Raw genomic sequence first — 17036 nt, 5'->3', positions numbered from 1 at the left:
GAGATTGGCTGGGGGCACGCGCTCGCTCAAGCAATCACTGTACCGTGCGTCGTAATGCTTATTTGGAAGCGGGGAGCACGCCTCTTGTGATCTCCCCACCTGTGGGGGAGATGCCCGGCAGGGCAGAGGGGGGCTGCCGCCGGCCGACGTCAAAGACTACCGCCAAAACTCCGGAATCGTCTCCGCCAGTCTCGGTCCCAGCCGCAGCGGCGCAATCTTCTCTGCCAGTCCCGTCGCATCCGAAATCTCGACGCCAACGCCGCAGATCGTCGCCGGCCCCGTTGCCGCTTCCATGCGGCCCTTGGGCATCTTGGAGATGAACCGGTTTAGCGGCTCCTCCTTGTCCATGCCGAGCGAGGAGTCGTAGTCGCCGCACATTCCGGCGTCGGACATATAGGCCGTGCCGCCGTTCAGAATCTGGTGGTCGGCGGTGGGCACGTGTGTGTGCGTGCCGACGACGAAGCTCGCGCGGCCGTCGACGAAATGGCCGAAGCACTGCTTTTCGCTGGTCGCCTCGGCGTGGAAGTCGAAGATGATCGCGTCGGCCTGTTCCTTCAGCGGGCAGGCGGAAAGGATCGCCTCGGCCGACTTGAAGGGGTCGTCGAGCTCGGGATGCATGAAGACGCGGCCCATGATGTTGGCGACAAGCACGCGCGCTCCGTTGCGGGCATAGAAGAGGCCGCAGCCGCGGCCGGGCGTTCCCTGCGGATAGTTGGCCGGGCGCAGGAACTGGTCGTGGCGGCCGGCGAAGGCGACCGCATCCTTCTGGTCCCAGACGTGGTTGCCGGTTGTGACGACATCGGCGCCGGCATTGATCGTCTCGAGGAAGATGTCCTCGGTGATGCCGAAGCCGCCGGCGGCGTTTTCGCCGTTGACGACGACGAAGTCGAGTTTCAGGTCGGAAACCAGCCCCGGCAGGCGGTCCCAGACCGCCGTGCGTCCCGTCTTGCCGACCATGTCACCCAGAAAAAGAAGCCGCATTTCTATCCGATCCAAGAATCAAAAAAGCGAAGGCCGCTTTCTGTCAGGATGGCATCCAGGCTTATGTCATGCGGCTCGTCGGGCACATGTGCCACTTCCTGGCAGTCGAATGCAATGCCGATCAGCCTTGGTTTGCGGCCTTTTTGCCGCAAAAGGCTAATGGCTCGGTCATAATAACCGGCGCCATAGCCGATCCGGTGGCCGCGGGCATCGAAAGCCGAGAGCGGCACGAGCAGGATATCGGGGTCGAGAACCTGTGCATCCGGGCCGGGACCCGAGGTGCCGAAGCCGGTGGCAATCAGTGGCGCATCGCGCAGCAATTCGCGGAAGACGATGGTCTGCTTGTCGAGAATGGCAGGCACGCAGAGCCGGGCGCCGCGCGCCTGAAAGCGTGCCATCAGCGGGCGGATATCGGCTTCCGAGCGGATCGGCAGGAAGCCGGAGATGATCGTGCCGGGATCGAAGGCGACGGCCTCGCCGGCGTGATCGGCCATGGCGAGCGCTTTTTCGATGCGCATTTCCGCGGGGATGGCGTCGCGAAGCGAAAGCCGCTCGGCCCGCATGTCGGCCTTCAGCTGTTTGGACATGGTTTGCATGCGCCGACCATAGACCGGCTGCGGATCAATGCAAATGCGCGAAAGCGGCGTAGGCTGTGCCGATCGGGCTAGATGACGATGCTGGAGGGGATGGCGGAGGCTGCCGTCGGCATCGGCATTGCCTGCGTTGCGTCCGCGCCGGTCTTGCCGTTGCGCAGCTCGTCCATTGCCTTGTTGAGGACCTGGCGGACCTCGCGCAGAAGCGACTGCAATTTTTCCAGCGTCGAACGGTCCTCGTCAGACAGGCCGGTGGCCTGCTGCTCGCCATCGGCGGCAGTGTCCTGATAGGCCTTGCGGGCATGTGCGGTGTCGACGGATTCGGTTTCTGCCGTGGCCGCATCGGCGTCGGCAGACGCGGCATCGGCTGATGACGATGTGGCCGCTGCTCCTGCTGTGCTTGCTTCGGTGGAGGCGGCGGTGACGCTGCCGGGGGTTATGCCCGCGCCGGCGACGGCCGAGGCGAACTGTGCTGCGGCGGATGCGATCTTCTGCGACAGCTGTGCCGCAAGCCGGGCGGTCGCCTCAGGCGACAGACCGCCGCTCTTCAGCATCTCGACCTGCTGCTGGAGTTCCGCGAGCTTGCGCGCGGCGCGTTCCTTGGCTAGGTCGGCGGAGGATTTCTTGTCCTGCTGCAGGGCGTTGAGCGCCTCGTCGGCGCGCTGAAGCATTCTGAGCTGCGGATCGCTGCTCGAAGTTCCCGATGCCGCAAGCGATTGCGGCGTGCTGCGCAGAATGTTCAGCGCATTCGACTGTGCGATCTGCATCATATCCCCCGATACTATGAGGGGATTTCTGCAACTTCAGGCTTGCGCGGGCCTTGGCACTAATCGCCGGGCGAGCGTCTTCACGGTTTCGGCGAAAAGCGGCAAGCCTCCCGGCTTCCAGCCGAGGCCTTCGAGCTTGGCGGTCTCCATGCGGTTGAGGGATGCCTTGTCTGCCGCCGGTGGCAGTGTGTGGGAACAGCCCGTTTCTGCCTGTATCCGGGCAAGGATGTCGCGCGTGTCGACGGTGATGTCGGAGACATTGAAGGCCGCGCCCGATATCCGCGATGCCTCGATCTCGAGCATCAGCCGCACGGCGGCGCCGAGATCGTGGCCGTGGACCTCGGTTCCGGCCCGCGCCGGGATGGGCCTGCCGTCGAGATAGTCGTCGATCAGTCCGCTCCACTTGTTGGGCAGGAGATCGCCATAGACGCCGGTTGCCCTCAGACTCACCGCGGCAAAGCCGGGGCCGGCGAGATGGGCAAGCGCGCGTTCGCAATCGAGCTTGACCTCGCCGTAGAGCGTATCGGGTTTCGGCAGCAGGTCTTCGGTCTGCAAATGAGAGGTAGCGGCATCGCCGTAGACCGCGCGGCTGGAGAGGAAGACGCAGCGGCGGGTTCCGGCGCGCCTGGCGGCCTCGAAGAGTTTTACCGTACCGTCGAGATTGAGGCGCTTGAAACCTTTGGGGTCATCGCCCTCGCCGCCGCGGTATTTGCCGGGCACATGGCTGAAGGCGGCGTGGACGAAGAAATAGGCGTCGTCGAAGGCTTCGATATGGTCCGTATCAGGATCGAGCGAGAGCGGTGCAAAATCGACGGGGCGGGAAAACAGCCGCGGCAGCGGCGCGTGGCGTCCGCCGATGATGACCTGATATCCGGCATTGAGCAGTTCCTCGACGATATAGCGTCCGACGAGACCCGTGCCGCCCGATACCAGTACCTTCATGCCACCTCCGGGTTGTTCATGGTCGCCAGATCCGGCAGCGCCTTGCCGGCATGGAGTTCGTGCCAGAGATCGATCAGCGGCTGCAATTGTGCCGCCTTCGGATGATCGGTCTCCCACGGTTTCTCATATTGGTAATGCAGCACCGAAATGCTGTTCCAGTCCCAAAGCGCGGGCATGGTGAACCATACATATTGTAGCATGTTGAAATAGATGGGCAGGCCGTGCCAATCCGGGAAGAACTGCTGCAGGAAGGTCTGGTCGGTGCGCGGCCAGAAGGCATCGGGTGCGTCGAGCGCCTGCAGCATGCGGGCGAAGGTCTCCTTCGAAGGGGTGGCGACGAAGACACCCGAGTTCATCCGGCGAAAATCGGCAAGCGATTCATAGACATTGGGGGCGGCGGAGAATTCCGGATAGGAAAAGAGCCGGTCGATATTGCGCAGCACGACGGCATCGGCGTCGATGAAGACTACGCGGTCGTACTCGGTGAGCTCCCATAGGCGCAACTTGCAGAAATTGTCGAGCGGCGTGTGGAAATCGGGCTTGCGGCCCTTGGTGAAGGGAGCGGAGGCGTGGACGTTGCCGCGGGCGTGGCGCTGGTTGAAGGTATCCGAGAGCGGGAGGTGGGCGACTTCGATGAGGCGGCAGCCCTTGTCCAGGAATGGGGCGAGATCGGCGCGGGGGACGGCACCGGTGTGGAGGATGACGAGGTCGGCTTTCGTGCCGGTTTGGTGCAGGGAGTTGACGAGGGCGGTGGCGCCCTTGGCGTAGTCGGGGTTGGTGACGAGGGTGATGTAGGCGTTGGTCATCGGTGGTCACCCCTCCAGCCAACGCCCTCATTCCTGTGCTTGTCACAGGAATCCAGCCACGGCGCGTCGGCGCCGTGAATGACTCTTCCGCGCCCATGGACATGGGCGCACTGGATTCCTGTGACATCCCGTGGGCGTAGCCCTAAGGGCACAGGAATGAGGGAGTGTTGGAGGTGGACGGGATGCCTCATGGCCAACGTCACGACACCGACTTCAACCGCTTACCCTCGGGATCATGGTTGATCGTCGCGGCAATATCCTTCGTCCAGGCTGATACCGCGGGTACCCGGGAGCGGTCGACGCGGTAGGCGAATTTCCTGGCGACGTCGACGATCTCGGTCAGCAGCCCAGCCTCGAGCGTGATCGGGTCGAGGCCGAGCGCGCGGAATTTCTCGTTTTTCACGATGAGCTCGTTCTCAGGCGCTTCCTTTCGCGGGTTCGGCAGCCGGATGATTTCGGAGCCGCTCATCCTGGCGATCATCTCGGCGAGGTCGCGCACGCGGTGGGTCTCGGTCATCTGGTTGAAGATCTCGACGCGTGATCCGCGCGAGGGCGGATTCTTCAGGGCGAGCTCGATGCAGCGGACGGAATCCTGGATGTGGATGAAAGCGCGGGTCTGGCCACCGGTGCCGTGGACGGTGAGGGGATAGCCGATCGCGGCCTGGATCAGGAAGCGGTTCAGCACCGTACCGTAGTCGCCGTCATAGTCGAAGCGGTTGATCAGCTGCGGGTGGCGGCGGGTCTGTTCGGTGTGGGTTCCCCAGACGATGCCCTGGTGCAGGTCGGTGATCCGCAGCGCGTCGTTCTTGGCGTAGAACTGGAAGAGCAGCTGATCCAGGCACTTGGTCATGTGATAGATCGAGCCGGGATTGGACGGATAGAGGATTTCCTGGCTCGCCGTCTCGCCCGCCGAGGTCTCGATGCCGACGGAGAGATATCCCTCGGGGATCGCGGCGCCCACCGTCGAATAGCCATAGACACCCATCGTGCCCAGATGGATCAGATGCGCATCGAGCTGCAGCTCGACGAGGGCATTCAACAGGTTATGGGTGGCGCTGACATTGTTGTTGACGGTGTAGTTCTTGTGGCGGTCGCTCTTCATCGAATAGGGCGCGGCGCGCTGCTCGGCGAAATGGATGATGGCGTCAGGGCGGTTCTCGCCGAGCCATTTCTTCAGGAGCTCGTAGTCTTTCGAGAGGTCGATGAGATTGAAATGGATGCGCCGTCCTGTCTCGGCATGCCAGATGCGGGTGCGCTCCTGGATCGAGTCCATCGGGGTCAACGATTGCACGCCAAGTTCGGTGTCGATCCATCGCCGCGAGAGATTGTCGAGGATGTGGATGTCGTGGCCCGCCTCGGAAAGATGCAGCGAGGTGGGCCAGCCAATGAATCCGTCTCCGCCCATCACTGCAATTTTCATCGCATTGCCTCCTGCGTCCTCATCCACTATCGGGAATACTTAGAGATTATGACGATTGTTCAATGCCTCCGGCCGGTGCTGCGGCCGCGGCAAAGAGGCATGACCATTTGGAGACGATGATGGCGGAAGACGGTTTTCTGATTGCCGGGGCGCTGACGGAGGAGGGCCATCGGCTCACCCAGCGCGTCTATTACGAGGACACCGATTTCTCAGGCTTGGTCTATCACGCCCGCTACCTGCATTTCCTCGAGCGTGGCCGCACCGACTACCTGCGCTGCCTCGGCGTCGAGCAGCGCGAGCTGATCACCGCGGATGAGGAAGGGCTGGTCTTCGTCGTCCACCGCATGGAGATCGACTTCAAGACCCCGGCCCGGATGGACGATATTCTCACCATCGTGACGCGGACCGAAAAGGCGGGTGGTGCGAAGATGGTTCTGTCGCAGGAAATCCGCCGCGGCGAAACGCCGCTAATCGCCGCCAAGGTCATCATCGCCGTCATCAACGCCAAGGGCCGCCCGCGCCGTCTGCCGGAGGCATTGGCGAAGCAGATGCTGATCGAGACGCTGTAAAGCAGGGCATTCCGGCAGCTTAAAAGCCGGAATTGCGCCCTTGCAAAAACATGAGTTTCATGTGAAGGAATTGCCGCGCTGCAGGAAATGCGCGGTGCTCCGCCGCCGGAACCGTTGAATCAGGTTAAAACCGGCTAGAAAAACATCAGCTTTAATAAGCTTGCCGCCGCACTCGGACACTAACGAACTATTAACCATAATAGTGTCTTACTCTGAAAGTCAGAGTTTGTGCGGTGCACGCCTTCCTTTGACCAAATTTGACGGCAAGGAAAGCTTCGAGCTTGACCAGGGCTTAAGGCGGCGGTCGCCAGACATTTCTTGCGAGATCACTTTTTGTGCCGCCCGGTCAAGCGCCGGGCGTTTGGATTCGGGGATTTTGGATCAATGGAACAAGCAGGATTGGCAGCAGCAACGGCCGACGTCAGCCTCTGGTCGCTGTTCATGCAGGCAGGCATCGTCGTAAAACTGGTCATGCTCGGGCTGCTGGCAGCCTCGGTATGGACCTGGGCGATCGTCATCGACAAATATCTGGCCTATGGCCGCGCCCGTCGCCAGTTCGACAAGTTCGAACAGGTGTTCTGGTCGGGCCAGTCGCTGGAAGAGCTCTACAGGACGCTGTCCGAGCGCAACAATACCGGTCTTGCGGCGATCTTCGTTGCTGCCATGCGCGAGTGGAAGAAATCCTTCGAGCGCGGCGCCCGGTCGCCGATCGGTCTGCAGATGCGTATCGACCGCGCCATGGACGTGACGCTGTCGCGTGAATCCGAAGGCCTCTCGGCCCGTCTCGGTTCGCTGGCGACGATCGGCTCGGCCGGTCCGTTCATCGGTCTGTTCGGTACCGTCGTCGGTATCATGACCTCGTTCCAGGCTATTGCCGGTTCGAAATCCACCAATCTCGCGGTCGTTGCTCCCGGTATCGCCGAAGCGCTGCTCGCAACCGCCATCGGCCTTGTTGCCGCTATTCCGGCGGTTATCGCCTACAACAAGTTCTCCGCGGATGCCGGCAAGCTCTCGGCGCGCATGGAAGGCTTTGCGGATGAATTCTCCGCCATCCTTTCGCGCCAGATCGACGAGAAGCTGCAGCCGCGCCAGGCCGCGCAGTAACGGAACGGCGGGGTAACGACCATGGGTATGGCTGTTGGAGGCAATTCCGGAAGCGGTGGCGGACGCCGCCGCCGCGGTGGCCGGAACAAGAACGTAATTTCCGAAATCAACGTGACGCCGCTTGTCGACGTCATGCTCGTGTTGCTGATCATCTTCATGGTCGCAGCACCGATGATGACGGTCGGCGTTCCGATCGACCTGCCGGAAACGCAGGCGAAGGCGCTGAATTCCGAGACGCAGCCGATCACGATTTCGGTCAAGAACAGCGGCGAAGTCTATCTTCAGGAAACGCCGATCCCGGTCGACGAGGTTGCTGCGAAACTCGAAGCGATCGCCACGACCGGCTACAACGAGCGCATCTTCGTGCGCGGTGATGCAACTGCGCCCTACGGCGTGATCGCCGACGTGATGGCACGCATCCAGGGTGCGGGCTTCAAGAATATCGGCCTCGTCACGCAGCAGAAGAAGGACCAGTAGAAAGCAAGATGAAGACCAGCGTCGTCACATCTGCTGTTCTGCATGGACTGGTGCTCGCTGCGGCACTGGTCAGCATCGGCTCGCCCGAGCATTTCAAGGTCGATGATTTCGAAGCGATGCCAGTCGATCTGGTGCCGGTCGAATCGATCACCCAGATGCAGCAGGGCGACAAGAAGGCGCCGATGAAGGAAACGTCGGCGCCGAAGCCGACGACGCGTCCGCCGACGCCCGACCAGGGTGAGAATGTCGGCGACAACAAGGTCGACCTCAAGACAACGCCGGTTCCGAACGCCAAGCCGAGCAATACGGATGCGGCTGCCGCCAATTCCAGCGAGAAGCCGGCGCAGAAGATTGATCCGATCCCGAACGAGGTGAAGGAAGTCAACAAGGAAGAGACCGAGGTCGAACAGCCGAAGGAAGTCGCTTCCATTCCGCAGACAAAGCCTGACGTCGCGCCGACGCCGCCGAAGCCCGAGGAAAAGCCGGTCGAGGAGGCGAAGCCCGAGGAAGCGCCGAAGCCTGATGCCGAAGCGCTGCCGGACAAGGTGCCGACCCCGGTTGCCAAGCCGCAGGTGAAGCCGCCTGAGGAAAAGCAGGCCGAGAAGCCGCCGGAAAAGCCTCAGGACCAGCCGAAGACGGCCGAAAAGCCGACCGACAAGAAGAAGGACGATCAGAAGCGCGAAGTGGCCAAGTCCGCTTCGTCGATGAAGAGCGACTTCAATGCCGACGATATCGCCGCCCTTCTGAACAAGACCGATCCTTCCGCAGGCGGTACCAAGCGCTCGACGCAGGAAGCTTCGCTCGGCGCCAAGAAGGCGACCCAGGGCGCTTCGAAGCTGTCGATGAGCGAAATGGATGCGCTGAAGAGCGCGATTGCCGGCAACTGGAATGTCATTCCGGGCATGGAAGGCATGAACGAAGTGCGCATCAAGGTGCACATGAAGCTTGATGAAGACGGCAACATCATCGGCCAGCCCGAAGTCGAGGCGACCGGTGGCGACAACGATGCGACACGCCGCGCTCTCGAAGGCGGTGCCTATCGCGCGATCATGAAGTCCGCGCCGTTCTCCACTCTTCCAAAAGATAAATACGATGCCTGGAACGAAGTCGTCGTGAACTTCGATCCCAGCGATCTAGGGATTTAAATGCTGAAAGGCCTCTGTCATATGAGAAAGTCTTCCCTTCTCCGCGCCTTGATGATGGTGGCGGGTCTCGTCACCGCGGGTGCGTTTACGACGCCTGCGAACGCGCTCGTCGAAATCAACATCAACAAGGGCAACGTTCAGCCGCTGCCGATCGCCGTCACCGACTTCCTGCAGGGCGACATGGGCGCCCAGGTCTCTCAGGTGATTGCCGCCGACCTGCAGCGCTCGGGTCTTTTCGCGCCCGTCAACAAGAACGCCTTCATCGAGAAGATTTCGAACCCCGATGCCGCTCCGCGCTTCGAGGACTGGAAGGTCATCAATGCACAGGCGCTGGTCACCGGCCGCGTCACGCAGGAGGCCGACGGCCGCCTTCGCGCCGAGTTCCGTCTCTGGGATACCTTCGCCGGCCAGCAGATGACCGGCCAGCAGTTCTACACGCAGCCGGAAAACTGGCGCCGCGTGGCCCACATCATCGCTGACGCGATCTACAAGCAGATCACCGGTGAAGAAGGCTATTTCGACACCCGCGTCGTCTTCGTTTCGGAATCCGGCACCAAGCAGCAGCGCAAGCGCCAGCTCGCCATCATGGACCAGGACGGCTTCAACGTCCGCACCCTGACCGATGGCAGCGACCTCGTTCTGACGCCGCGCTTCTCGCCGAACCGCCAGGAAGTGACCTACATGTCCTTCGCCAACCAGCAGCCGCGCGTTTACCTGCTGCAGCTGGAGACCGGACAGCGCGAAGTGGTCGGCAACTTCCCGGGCATGACTTTCTCCCCGCGCTTCTCTCCCGATGGCCAGAAGGTCGTCATGAGCCTCCAGCAGGAAGGCAACGCCAACATCTATACGATGGACCTGCGTTCGCGCACGACGACGCGCCTGACCTCGACGGCGGCGATCGATACGTCCCCGTCCTATTCGCCTGACGGCAACCGCATCGTCTTCGAAAGCGACCGCGGCGGCCATCAGCAGATCTACGTGATGAATGCCGACGGCTCCGGCCAGACGCGCATCTCCTTCGGCGACGGCAACTACTCGACGCCGGTCTGGTCTCCGCGTGGCGATCTCATCGCCTTCACCAAGCAGTCGGGCGGCAAGTTCTCGATCGGCGTGATGAAGCCGGACGGTTCGGGCGAGCGTATCCTGACAACGGGCTTCCACAACGAAGGCCCGACCTGGGCACCGAACGGCCGCGTCATCATGTTCTTCCGCCAGGCGGCGGGTGCCGGTGGTCCGCAGCTCTATTCGATCGACCTGACGGGCTACAACGAGCAGCTCATCAAGACTCCGACCTACGCTTCCGACCCGGCATGGTCGCCGCTGCTCGAGTAGTGGAGAGCCTGGAATACGCCTTCATGTCGCCGCAAAGTCCTGAAAATGGGCAATGTAGGGACAAATCAGTAAATCGTTAACCATACTTATTGAGCGGCGGTTAACCGAGTACGGTTACAGTCCGGCAACCCTGATGAAGTCGCAAGGAGACCCGGCCATGAGCCGCATTCATACCCCGGCTATGAGCCGCATGCAGAATCTCGCCCGCAATCCCGTCATGATCGCTCTCGTCGCTGGTCTGGCTCTTGCTGGCTGCGCCAACAAGAAGAACATGGCCAACAGCGCCGGCGATCTCGGCCTCGGCGCCGGTGCGGCGACCCCGGGTTCGGCTCAGGACTTCACCGTCAATGTCGGCGACCGTATCTTCTTCGATACCGACTCCACCTCGATCCGTGCAGACGCTGCCCAGACGCTCGACCGTCAGGCTCAGTGGCTCGCCCGCTACCCGAACTACGCGATCACCGTCGAAGGCCATGCCGACGAACGCGGTACCCGCGAATACAACCTTGCTCTCGGCGCGCGCCGTGCGGCTGCCACCAAGGACTACCTCGCTTCGCGCGGCGTCCCGGCTCAGCGCATGAAGACGATCTCCTACGGCAAGGAACGTCCGGTTGCCGTCTGCGACGACATTTCCTGCTGGTCGCAGAACCGCCGCGCCGTTACCGTTCTCGGCGGCGCTGGCATGTAATCTGCGGATATCGCATTACATTTTGGAAAGGCGGTCCGTTCGCGGGCCGCCTTTTCTTTTTGAACACACTTTGGCCAGACTCCGTTGCTTTTTGAAAGCAATTGGCAAAATCTCCTGTTCGTGCCATCGGGGCGCGAAGAATCACTGGGACAGGACGATACCTATGAAGAAATATGTCGTGGCAGGGGTGCTCTGCCTCGCGGCTGTGACGGGAACCGAGCGAGCGGCTTACTCTGCATCGTTTCTCGGTCTGAATCTTGGCGGCAAGCCCGCGCAGACCCAGGCGCAGATGCCGCCTGTCGTCAACGTGCAGAGCAGCGGCACGGAAATGCGTGTGCAGCAGCTCGAAGACCAGCTGCGTCAGCTGAACGGCCGCATCGAAGAGATGAGCTACCAGATCCTGCAGATGCAGGAATCGCTCCGCAAGACGCAGGAAGACAACGAATTCCGCTTCCAGCAGCTCGAAAAGGGCGGCGGTGGCGGTGGTGGCGGCGGCTCGATGGGCGGCAGCACCAAGGGCACCAAGAAGAGCGAAGCCGACGTTCCTCCCGCATCCACGAACCAGGCGCAGGCCGGTTCGCAGGGGCAGGGCGGCGATGATGTCGCGACGATCATCCAAGCACCGCAGGGAGCCGAAACGGCTCCCTCCAACGACGTGCCGTCGAACAGCGGTCTCGGCCAGCCGCCGCAGCAGCTCGGCTCGATGGATTTCGACCAGAACGGCAACCCGGTCGGCGGAACGGTCAATCCGGGCGCTGAAGTCGGTTCCGCGCCGCTGCCGCCTCCGGGCGCTGGCACGTCGTCGCAGCAGACGGCATCGCTCGGCAGCGAGAACGACCAGTACAAGGCCGCTTACGGCCATGTTCTCTCCGGCGACTATGCGACGGCCGAACAGGAATTCACGCAGTATATCGCCCAGTACCCAGGCAGCGCCCGCGCTGCCGACGCCAACTTCTGGCTTGGCGAAGCGCTCTATTCGCAGGGCAAGTTCAACGAGGCCGCCAAGACCTTCCTGAACGCGCATCAGAAATACGGCTCTTCCGAGAAGGCGCCGGAAATGCTGCTGAAGCTCGGCATGTCGCTTGCCGCTCTGGATAATACCGACACGGCCTGCGCAACGCTCAAGGAAGTGACCCGCCGTTATCCGAAGGCTTCGCGCGCTGTCATAAGCAAGGTCGCGAGCGAGCAGAAGCGTCTCGCCTGCTAAGGGTTTCCGGCTTGTCTCCGGAAATCCCCCTGTCGCCCGAGGCAGCGGTCAGCCGCTTTCTCCAATCGCTTGCCGAACCCGCGCGCATTCTTGTCGCGATTTCAGGGGGCAGCGATTCCACCGGGCTTCTCGTCGCGCTTGCCGAAGCCGTCAAAGCCGATCCCCATTCGAAATTTTCCCTCTGCGCCGCAACGGTCGATCACAACCTGCGCGCCGGATCGGCGGATGAGGCGCGCAATGTCGCTGCTCTCTGCCAATCGCTTTCCATCTCCCACCGGATCGCTGTCTGGCACGGCGCCAAGCCGAAATCCGGCATCATGGCTGCCGCCCGCGAGGCGCGGTATGCGCTGCTCGCCGAAACCGCTGCCGGGTTCGGCGCCGATCTCGTCGTCACGGCCCATACGCTCGACGATCAGCGGGAAACCCTGATCATGCGCAGTAAGCGCGGTTCCGCCGGTGACCTAGATACGGGCATTGCTGATGCGGTGCTGTTCGACCGCTCCATCTGGATCGCCCGGCCGCTGCTTGCGAGCACGCGGGGCGATATCCGACGCTTTCTCACGTCTCGCGGTGTCGGCTGGTCGGATGATCCCAGCAATGACGACATGAAGTATGAGCGGGTTCAAACGCGGGCGGCGATGCCTGCCGATGCTGTGGCTCGCCAATTGCCGCAGCCGGAAGGCCGCGCAGCGCTCGCAGATGCAGCGGCGGATTGGCTGACGAAGCATTTCACCCTTTGCGCCCCAGGTCTCGGGCGTATCGCAATCGAAGGCATCGCGATCGGCAATCCGGCATTCGCCTATGCACTCGGCCGTCTCGGCGCGGTCTTCGGCGGGCAGTCTTTCGTGATGGGCGCGCAATCGCTGCAGCGGCTTCTGACTTTCCTTGGGACCGGCGAGCCGGGGAGGGTGACGGCAGGCCGCGTCGTCTTCGACAAGCGCCGTGATGGCCTCTATCTCAGCCGCGAAGACCGCGGCATCTTGCCACTCTCTCTGTCTCCCGGCGCGAGCGGCATCTGGGATGGGCGGTTCCGCGTCTTCAACGGCGCGAGCTTCCCGGTCAGGATCGAAAAAATCGGCGGTATCGCTGCCGAAACGCCGTCCGAAAGCCGCCTGCCGAAATCGGCGTTGAAGCGTGCCCTTGCCGCCCAGCCGGCGATCTGCGCGGCGGATGACGCAAATGTGTCCGGAGCATTTTTGGGCGCCGTGGCGCTCGAACCGTATTTTGCGCCGTTCGACCGCTTTTTGACACGATTCGACTTCATTTTCGCCGGGCGCCTGACGGCGGCATTTGGAACACGCCCCTATCCAACGCCGCCTTTAGGACTTATTGACGGAAAAACCACCTGACGCAGGGGATCGCCTTGGCAACGGCACAGCGCAACCCTATGTTAGAGTTCAAATAAGACGGCCGCCAAACGGCGGCTGTTCCAGTGCTGGGGAGTTCAATGAACCCTAACTTACGTAATTTCGCCTTGTGGGCGATCATAGCGCTTCTGCTGATCGCCCTTTTCAGCATGTTCCAGACGACGCCGGCACAGACCAGCTCGCGCGAAATCCCTTATTCGCAGTTCCTGCGTGAGGTGGATGCGGGCCGTGTCAAGGAAGTCGTGGTCACGGGCAACCGTGTCTCGGGCAGCTATGTTGAAAATGGCACCACCTTCCAGACCTATTCGCCTGTGATCGACGACAGCCTGCTGGACCGCCTGCAGACCAAGAACGTCCTGGTTTCGGCCCGTCCGGAAACCGACGGCTCTTCCGGCTTCCTGAGCTATCTCGGCACGCTGCTGCCGATGCTCTTGATCCTCGGCGTCTGGCTGTTCTTCATGCGCCAGATGCAGGGTGGTTCCCGCGGCGCGATGGGCTTCGGCAAGTCCAAGGCCAAGCTTCTGACCGAAGCGCATGGCCGCGTGACCTTCGAAGACGTCGCAGGCGTCGACGAAGCCAAGCAGGACCTTGAGGAAATCGTCGAATTCCTGCGTGACCCGCAGAAGTTCCAGCGTCTCGGCGGCAAGATCCCGCGCGGCGTTCTGCTCGTCGGCCCTCCGGGTACCGGTAAGACGCTGCTGGCGCGCTCCGTCGCGGGCGAAGCCAACGTTCCGTTCTTCACGATCTCGGGTTCCGACTTCGTCGAAATGTTCGTCGGCGTCGGTGCAAGCCGCGTCCGCGACATGTTCGAGCAGGCCAAGAAGAATGCGCCCTGCATCATCTTCATCGACGAAATCGACGCCGTCGGCCGCCATCGTGGCGCCGGTCTCGGCGGCGGTAACGACGAACGCGAACAGACGCTCAACCAGCTCCTCGTCGAGATGGACGGCTTCGAAGCCAATGAAGGCATCATCCTGATCGCAGCGACCAACCGTCCTGACGTTCTCGATCCCGCGCTGCTGCGTCCGGGCCGTTTCGACCGCCAGGTCGTGGTTCCGAACCCCGATATCGTCGGCCGCGAACGTATCCTGAAGGTTCATGCCCGCAATGTTCCGCTGGCTCCGAATGTCGATCTGAAGACGCTGGCGCGCGGTACGCCCGGTTTCTCCGGTGCAGACCTGATGAACCTCGTCAACGAAGCTGCCTTGATGGCCGCACGCCGCAACAAGCGCGTCGTCACCATGCAGGAATTCGAAGACGCCAAGGATAAGATCATGATGGGCGCCGAGCGCCGCTCTTCGGCAATGACCGAGGCGGAGAAGAAGCTCACGGCCTATCACGAAGCCGGTCACGCGATCACGGCCCTCAAGGTTGCCGTCGCCGATCCGCTGCACAAGGCAACGATCATTCCGCGCGGCCGTGCTCTCGGCATGGTCATGCAGCTTCCCGAGGGCGACCGCTACTCGATGAGCTATAAGTGGATGGTCTCGCGCCTCGTCATCATGATGGGCGGCCGTATCGCTGAGGAACTGACCTTCGGCAAGGAGAACATCACCTCGGGTGCGTCCTCCGACATCGAGCAGGCCACCAAGCTTGCCCGCGCCATGGTCACTCAGTGGGGCTTCTCCGACGTGCTCGGCCAGGTCGCCTATGGTGAAAACCAGCAGGAAGTCTTCCTCGGCCATTCGGTTTCGCAGTCGAAGAACGTCTCCGAAGCGACGGCCCAGAAGATCGACAGCGAAGTGCGCCGCCTGATCGAGGACGCCTATACCGAGGCCCGTCAGATCCTGACCGACAATCATGACGAATTCGTCGCGATTGCCGAGGGCCTGCTGGAATACGAAACGCTGACCGGCGAAGAGATCAAGGCGCTTATCCGCGGCGAAAAGCCGGCGCGCGATCTTGGCGACGATACGCCGCCGAGCCGTGGTTCGGCTGTTCCGAAGGCTGGCGCCCGTCCGGCGTCGAGGGGCGATGAGGCCGAAGGTGGCCTCGAGCCGCAGCCGCATTGACCGAAAGTACAACGGACTAAGCTTAAGAGAGGCCGGGTTTCCCCAGGAAATCCGGCCTTTTCTGTGCAGTAACGCGATATAATCGGTTTTCGTCGTAATTGACGTGATGGCGCCTGCGTTTTGTGGCATGCCGCTATCATGAGCAGGCTGCATCAGTGGATTTCGAGCGAGTTGATTCGCTCCCGCAGCCGGGAATTGCTTGGCACATGGCGCCGTCTTCTTGGCGCGCCCGAAGCATAGGGGTACATATGAAAAGACGTTACTTCGGCACGGACGGCATTCGCGGCCAGTCGAACATCTTCCCGATGACGCCGGATCTGGCGATGCGGGTCGGCATCGCAGTCGGTACCATCTTCCGCCGCGGCAGCCACCGCCACCGCGTCGTCATCGGCAAGGACACCCGCCTTTCCGGTTACATGCTGGAGAACGCGATGGTCGCGGGCTTCACCGCCGCCGGCATCGACGCCTTCGTTCTCGGCCCGATCCCGACGCCGGCCGTCGCCATGCTGACGCGCTCGCTGCGCGCCGATATCGGCGTGATGATCTCGGCCTCGCACAACCCTTATGAAGACAACGGCATCAAGCTTTTCGGCCCTGACGGCTACAAGCTTTCCGACGACATCGAGCAGCAGATCGAAGAGCTGCTCGAGAAGGACCTTTCCGGCCAGCTCGCCAAGTCTGACGATATTGGCCGCGCCAAGCGCATCGACGGCGTTCACGACCGCTATATCGAGCATGCCAAGCGCACGCTGCCGCGCGACGTCACGCTACAGGGCCTGAGGATCGCCATCGACTGCGCCAATGGCGCCGCCTACAAGGTCGCCCCGGCCGCGCTCTGGGAACTCGGCGCCGATGTCGTGACGATCGGCAACGAACCGAACGGTACGAACATCAATCTCAATTGCGGCTCGACGAGCCCGGTCGCCCTGCAGAAGAAGGTCGACGAAGTGCGTGCGGATATCGGCATCGCGCTCGATGGCGATGCGGACCGCGTGATCATCGTCGATGAAAACGGCGCAATCGTCGACGGCGACCAGTTGATGGCCGTCATCGCCGAAAGCTGGGCCGACAGCCAGCAGCTGCGCGGCAATGGCATCGTCGCCACCGTGATGTCCAATCTCGGCTTGGAACGTTTCCTGGAAGACAAGGGCATGAACCTTGCCCGTACCAAGGTCGGCGACCGCTATGTCGTCGAGCATATGCGCCAGCACAATTACAATGTCGGCGGCGAACAGTCCGGCCATATCGTCATGTCCGACTACGGCACGACGGGCGACGGTCTCGTGGCTGCCCTGCAGATCCTGGCGGCCGTGAAGCGGACCGGCAAGACGGTCAGCGAGATCTGCCGCCGGTTCGAGCCGGTGCCGCAGCTGCTGCGCAACGTCCGCATCTCCGGCGGCAAGCCGCTCGAGGATATCCAGGTGCAGAAGGCGATTGCCGATGCGGAAGCCGAGCTCGCCAAGAACGGCCGCCTCGTCATCCGCCCCTCCGGCACCGAGCCGCTGATCCGGGTGATGGCGGAAGGCGACGACCGCGCCCAAATCGAACGCATCGTCAACGACCTGATCGGGACGATTTCGAACGTGCGCAGCGCGGCGTAATATTAAGACGATGTGCGGTGGCTGT

At 62.3% G+C, this 17036-nt stretch carries 16 protein-coding genes; 10 read left to right on the top strand and 6 right to left on the bottom strand.

The annotated features are described in order from the left end of the window. Positions 1 to 156: 156 nt before the first annotated feature. The 6 genes from ACODR6_RS26575 to ACODR6_RS26550 all read right to left on the bottom strand — a co-directional run bounded on the left by ACODR6_RS26575 (position 157) and on the right by ACODR6_RS26550 (position 5509). Positions 157 to 981 (bottom strand): TIGR00282 family metallophosphoesterase, encoded by an 825-nt coding sequence (locus tag ACODR6_RS26575; RefSeq protein ID WP_489025344.1) that lies wholly within the window; start codon positions 979 to 981, stop codon positions 157 to 159. 2 nt (positions 982 to 983) lie between these two features. Further along, positions 984 to 1568 carry a 5-formyltetrahydrofolate cyclo-ligase gene (locus ACODR6_RS26570; protein ID WP_489025342.1) on the bottom strand — a complete coding sequence of 195 codons (585 nt, stop codon included), beginning with the start codon at positions 1566 to 1568 and terminating at the stop codon, positions 984 to 986. A 77-nt stretch (positions 1569 to 1645) separates the two neighbouring features. After that, a complete protein-coding gene (locus tag ACODR6_RS26565; RefSeq protein WP_489025340.1) occupies positions 1646 to 2341 on the bottom strand; it encodes a hypothetical protein in 696 nt (231 codons plus the stop codon). A gap of 36 nt (positions 2342 to 2377) precedes the next feature. Continuing rightward, positions 2378 to 3283: an NAD-dependent epimerase/dehydratase family protein gene (locus tag ACODR6_RS26560; protein WP_489025338.1), complete on the bottom strand. Its 906-nt coding sequence runs from the start codon at positions 3281 to 3283 to the stop codon at positions 2378 to 2380. Then, positions 3280 to 4089, bottom strand: a complete 810-nt coding sequence (locus ACODR6_RS26555) for a glycosyltransferase (protein ID WP_489025336.1) — start codon at positions 4087 to 4089, stop codon at positions 3280 to 3282. Before ACODR6_RS26555 ends, ACODR6_RS26560 begins: the two co-directional genes overlap by 4 nt. Before the next feature lie 199 nt (positions 4090 to 4288). Beyond that, the gene (locus tag ACODR6_RS26550) at positions 4289 to 5509 is read right to left on the bottom strand and encodes an NAD-dependent epimerase/dehydratase family protein (RefSeq protein ID WP_489025334.1); all 1221 of its coding nucleotides are present in this window, start codon (positions 5507 to 5509) and stop codon (positions 4289 to 4291) included. A 119-nt stretch (positions 5510 to 5628) separates the two neighbouring features. Here ACODR6_RS26550 and ybgC point away from each other — a divergent pair, with 119 nt between their 5' ends. The 10 genes from ybgC to glmM all read left to right on the top strand — a co-directional run bounded on the left by ybgC (position 5629) and on the right by glmM (position 17011). Next, on the top strand, positions 5629 to 6078 hold the full coding sequence (gene ybgC / locus ACODR6_RS26545; RefSeq protein WP_489025333.1) for a tol-pal system-associated acyl-CoA thioesterase: 450 nt from the start codon (positions 5629 to 5631) through the stop codon (positions 6076 to 6078). Between the two features lie 384 nt (positions 6079 to 6462). Next, the gene (gene tolQ, locus ACODR6_RS26540) at positions 6463 to 7182 is read left to right on the top strand and encodes a protein TolQ (RefSeq protein WP_112718862.1); all 720 of its coding nucleotides are present in this window, start codon (positions 6463 to 6465) and stop codon (positions 7180 to 7182) included. 21 nt (positions 7183 to 7203) lie between these two features. Beyond that, positions 7204 to 7659: a protein TolR gene (gene tolR / locus ACODR6_RS26535; protein WP_112718863.1), complete on the top strand. Its 456-nt coding sequence runs from the start codon at positions 7204 to 7206 to the stop codon at positions 7657 to 7659. An 8-nt stretch (positions 7660 to 7667) separates the two neighbouring features. Further along, the gene (locus tag ACODR6_RS26530) at positions 7668 to 8804 is read left to right on the top strand and encodes a hypothetical protein (RefSeq protein ID WP_130281944.1); all 1137 of its coding nucleotides are present in this window, start codon (positions 7668 to 7670) and stop codon (positions 8802 to 8804) included. 21 nt (positions 8805 to 8825) lie between these two features. Continuing rightward, positions 8826 to 10136, top strand: coding sequence for a Tol-Pal system beta propeller repeat protein TolB (gene tolB / locus ACODR6_RS26525; protein ID WP_112718865.1), 1311 nt, complete (start codon positions 8826 to 8828; stop codon positions 10134 to 10136). A gap of 157 nt (positions 10137 to 10293) precedes the next feature. Continuing rightward, the gene (gene pal / locus ACODR6_RS26520; protein WP_112718866.1) at positions 10294 to 10824 is read left to right on the top strand and encodes a peptidoglycan-associated lipoprotein Pal; all 531 of its coding nucleotides are present in this window, start codon (positions 10294 to 10296) and stop codon (positions 10822 to 10824) included. A gap of 163 nt (positions 10825 to 10987) precedes the next feature. After that, complete coding sequence (gene ybgF, locus ACODR6_RS26515) at positions 10988 to 12031, top strand: tol-pal system protein YbgF (protein ID WP_203428100.1); 1044 nt, start codon at positions 10988 to 10990, stop codon at positions 12029 to 12031. An 11-nt stretch (positions 12032 to 12042) separates the two neighbouring features. Further along, positions 12043 to 13380: a tRNA lysidine(34) synthetase TilS gene (tilS, locus tag ACODR6_RS26510; RefSeq protein ID WP_489025330.1), complete on the top strand. Its 1338-nt coding sequence runs from the start codon at positions 12043 to 12045 to the stop codon at positions 13378 to 13380. A 98-nt stretch (positions 13381 to 13478) separates the two neighbouring features. Next, positions 13479 to 15410 carry an ATP-dependent zinc metalloprotease FtsH gene (ftsH, locus tag ACODR6_RS26505; RefSeq protein WP_489025328.1) on the top strand — a complete coding sequence of 644 codons (1932 nt, stop codon included), beginning with the start codon at positions 13479 to 13481 and terminating at the stop codon, positions 15408 to 15410. A 248-nt stretch (positions 15411 to 15658) separates the two neighbouring features. After that, positions 15659 to 17011, top strand: coding sequence for a phosphoglucosamine mutase (gene glmM, locus ACODR6_RS26500; protein WP_112718870.1), 1353 nt, complete (start codon positions 15659 to 15661; stop codon positions 17009 to 17011). The last annotated feature ends 25 nt before the right edge of the window (positions 17012 to 17036 follow it).

It is taken from the genome of Rhizobium sp. FG96 (genome assembly GCF_057808655.1).
This window is presented reverse-complemented; position numbering and strand designations above follow the sequence as displayed.

Bases quoted from the DNA above. Each gene is read 5' to 3' on its own strand.
- ACODR6_RS26530 (WP_130281944.1), top strand. From the start codon at position 7,668: ATGAAGACCAGCGTCGTCACATCTGCTGTTCTGCATGGACTGGTGCTC.
- ybgF (WP_203428100.1), top strand. From the start codon at position 10,988: ATGAAGAAATATGTCGTGGCAGGGGTGCTCTGCCTCGCGGCTGTGACG.
- ybgC (WP_489025333.1), top strand. From the start codon at position 5,629: ATGGCGGAAGACGGTTTTCTGATTGCCGGGGCGCTGACGGAGGAGGGC.
- ACODR6_RS26570 (WP_489025342.1), bottom strand. From the start codon at position 1,568: ATGTCCAAACAGCTGAAGGCCGACATGCGGGCCGAGCGGCTTTCGCTT.
- glmM (WP_112718870.1), top strand. From the start codon at position 15,659: ATGAAAAGACGTTACTTCGGCACGGACGGCATTCGCGGCCAGTCGAAC.
- ACODR6_RS26550 (WP_489025334.1), bottom strand. From the start codon at position 5,509: ATGAAAATTGCAGTGATGGGCGGAGACGGATTCATTGGCTGGCCCACC.
- tolQ (WP_112718862.1), top strand. From the start codon at position 6,463: ATGGAACAAGCAGGATTGGCAGCAGCAACGGCCGACGTCAGCCTCTGG.
- pal (WP_112718866.1), top strand. From the start codon at position 10,294: ATGAGCCGCATTCATACCCCGGCTATGAGCCGCATGCAGAATCTCGCC.
- ftsH (WP_489025328.1), top strand. From the start codon at position 13,479: ATGAACCCTAACTTACGTAATTTCGCCTTGTGGGCGATCATAGCGCTT.
- ACODR6_RS26565 (WP_489025340.1), bottom strand. From the start codon at position 2,341: ATGCAGATCGCACAGTCGAATGCGCTGAACATTCTGCGCAGCACGCCG.
- ACODR6_RS26560 (WP_489025338.1), bottom strand. From the start codon at position 3,283: ATGAAGGTACTGGTATCGGGCGGCACGGGTCTCGTCGGACGCTATATC.
- ACODR6_RS26575 (WP_489025344.1), bottom strand. From the start codon at position 981: ATGCGGCTTCTTTTTCTGGGTGACATGGTCGGCAAGACGGGACGCACG.
- tolB (WP_112718865.1), top strand. From the start codon at position 8,826: ATGAGAAAGTCTTCCCTTCTCCGCGCCTTGATGATGGTGGCGGGTCTC.
- tolR (WP_112718863.1), top strand. From the start codon at position 7,204: ATGGGTATGGCTGTTGGAGGCAATTCCGGAAGCGGTGGCGGACGCCGC.
- ACODR6_RS26555 (WP_489025336.1), bottom strand. From the start codon at position 4,089: ATGACCAACGCCTACATCACCCTCGTCACCAACCCCGACTACGCCAAG.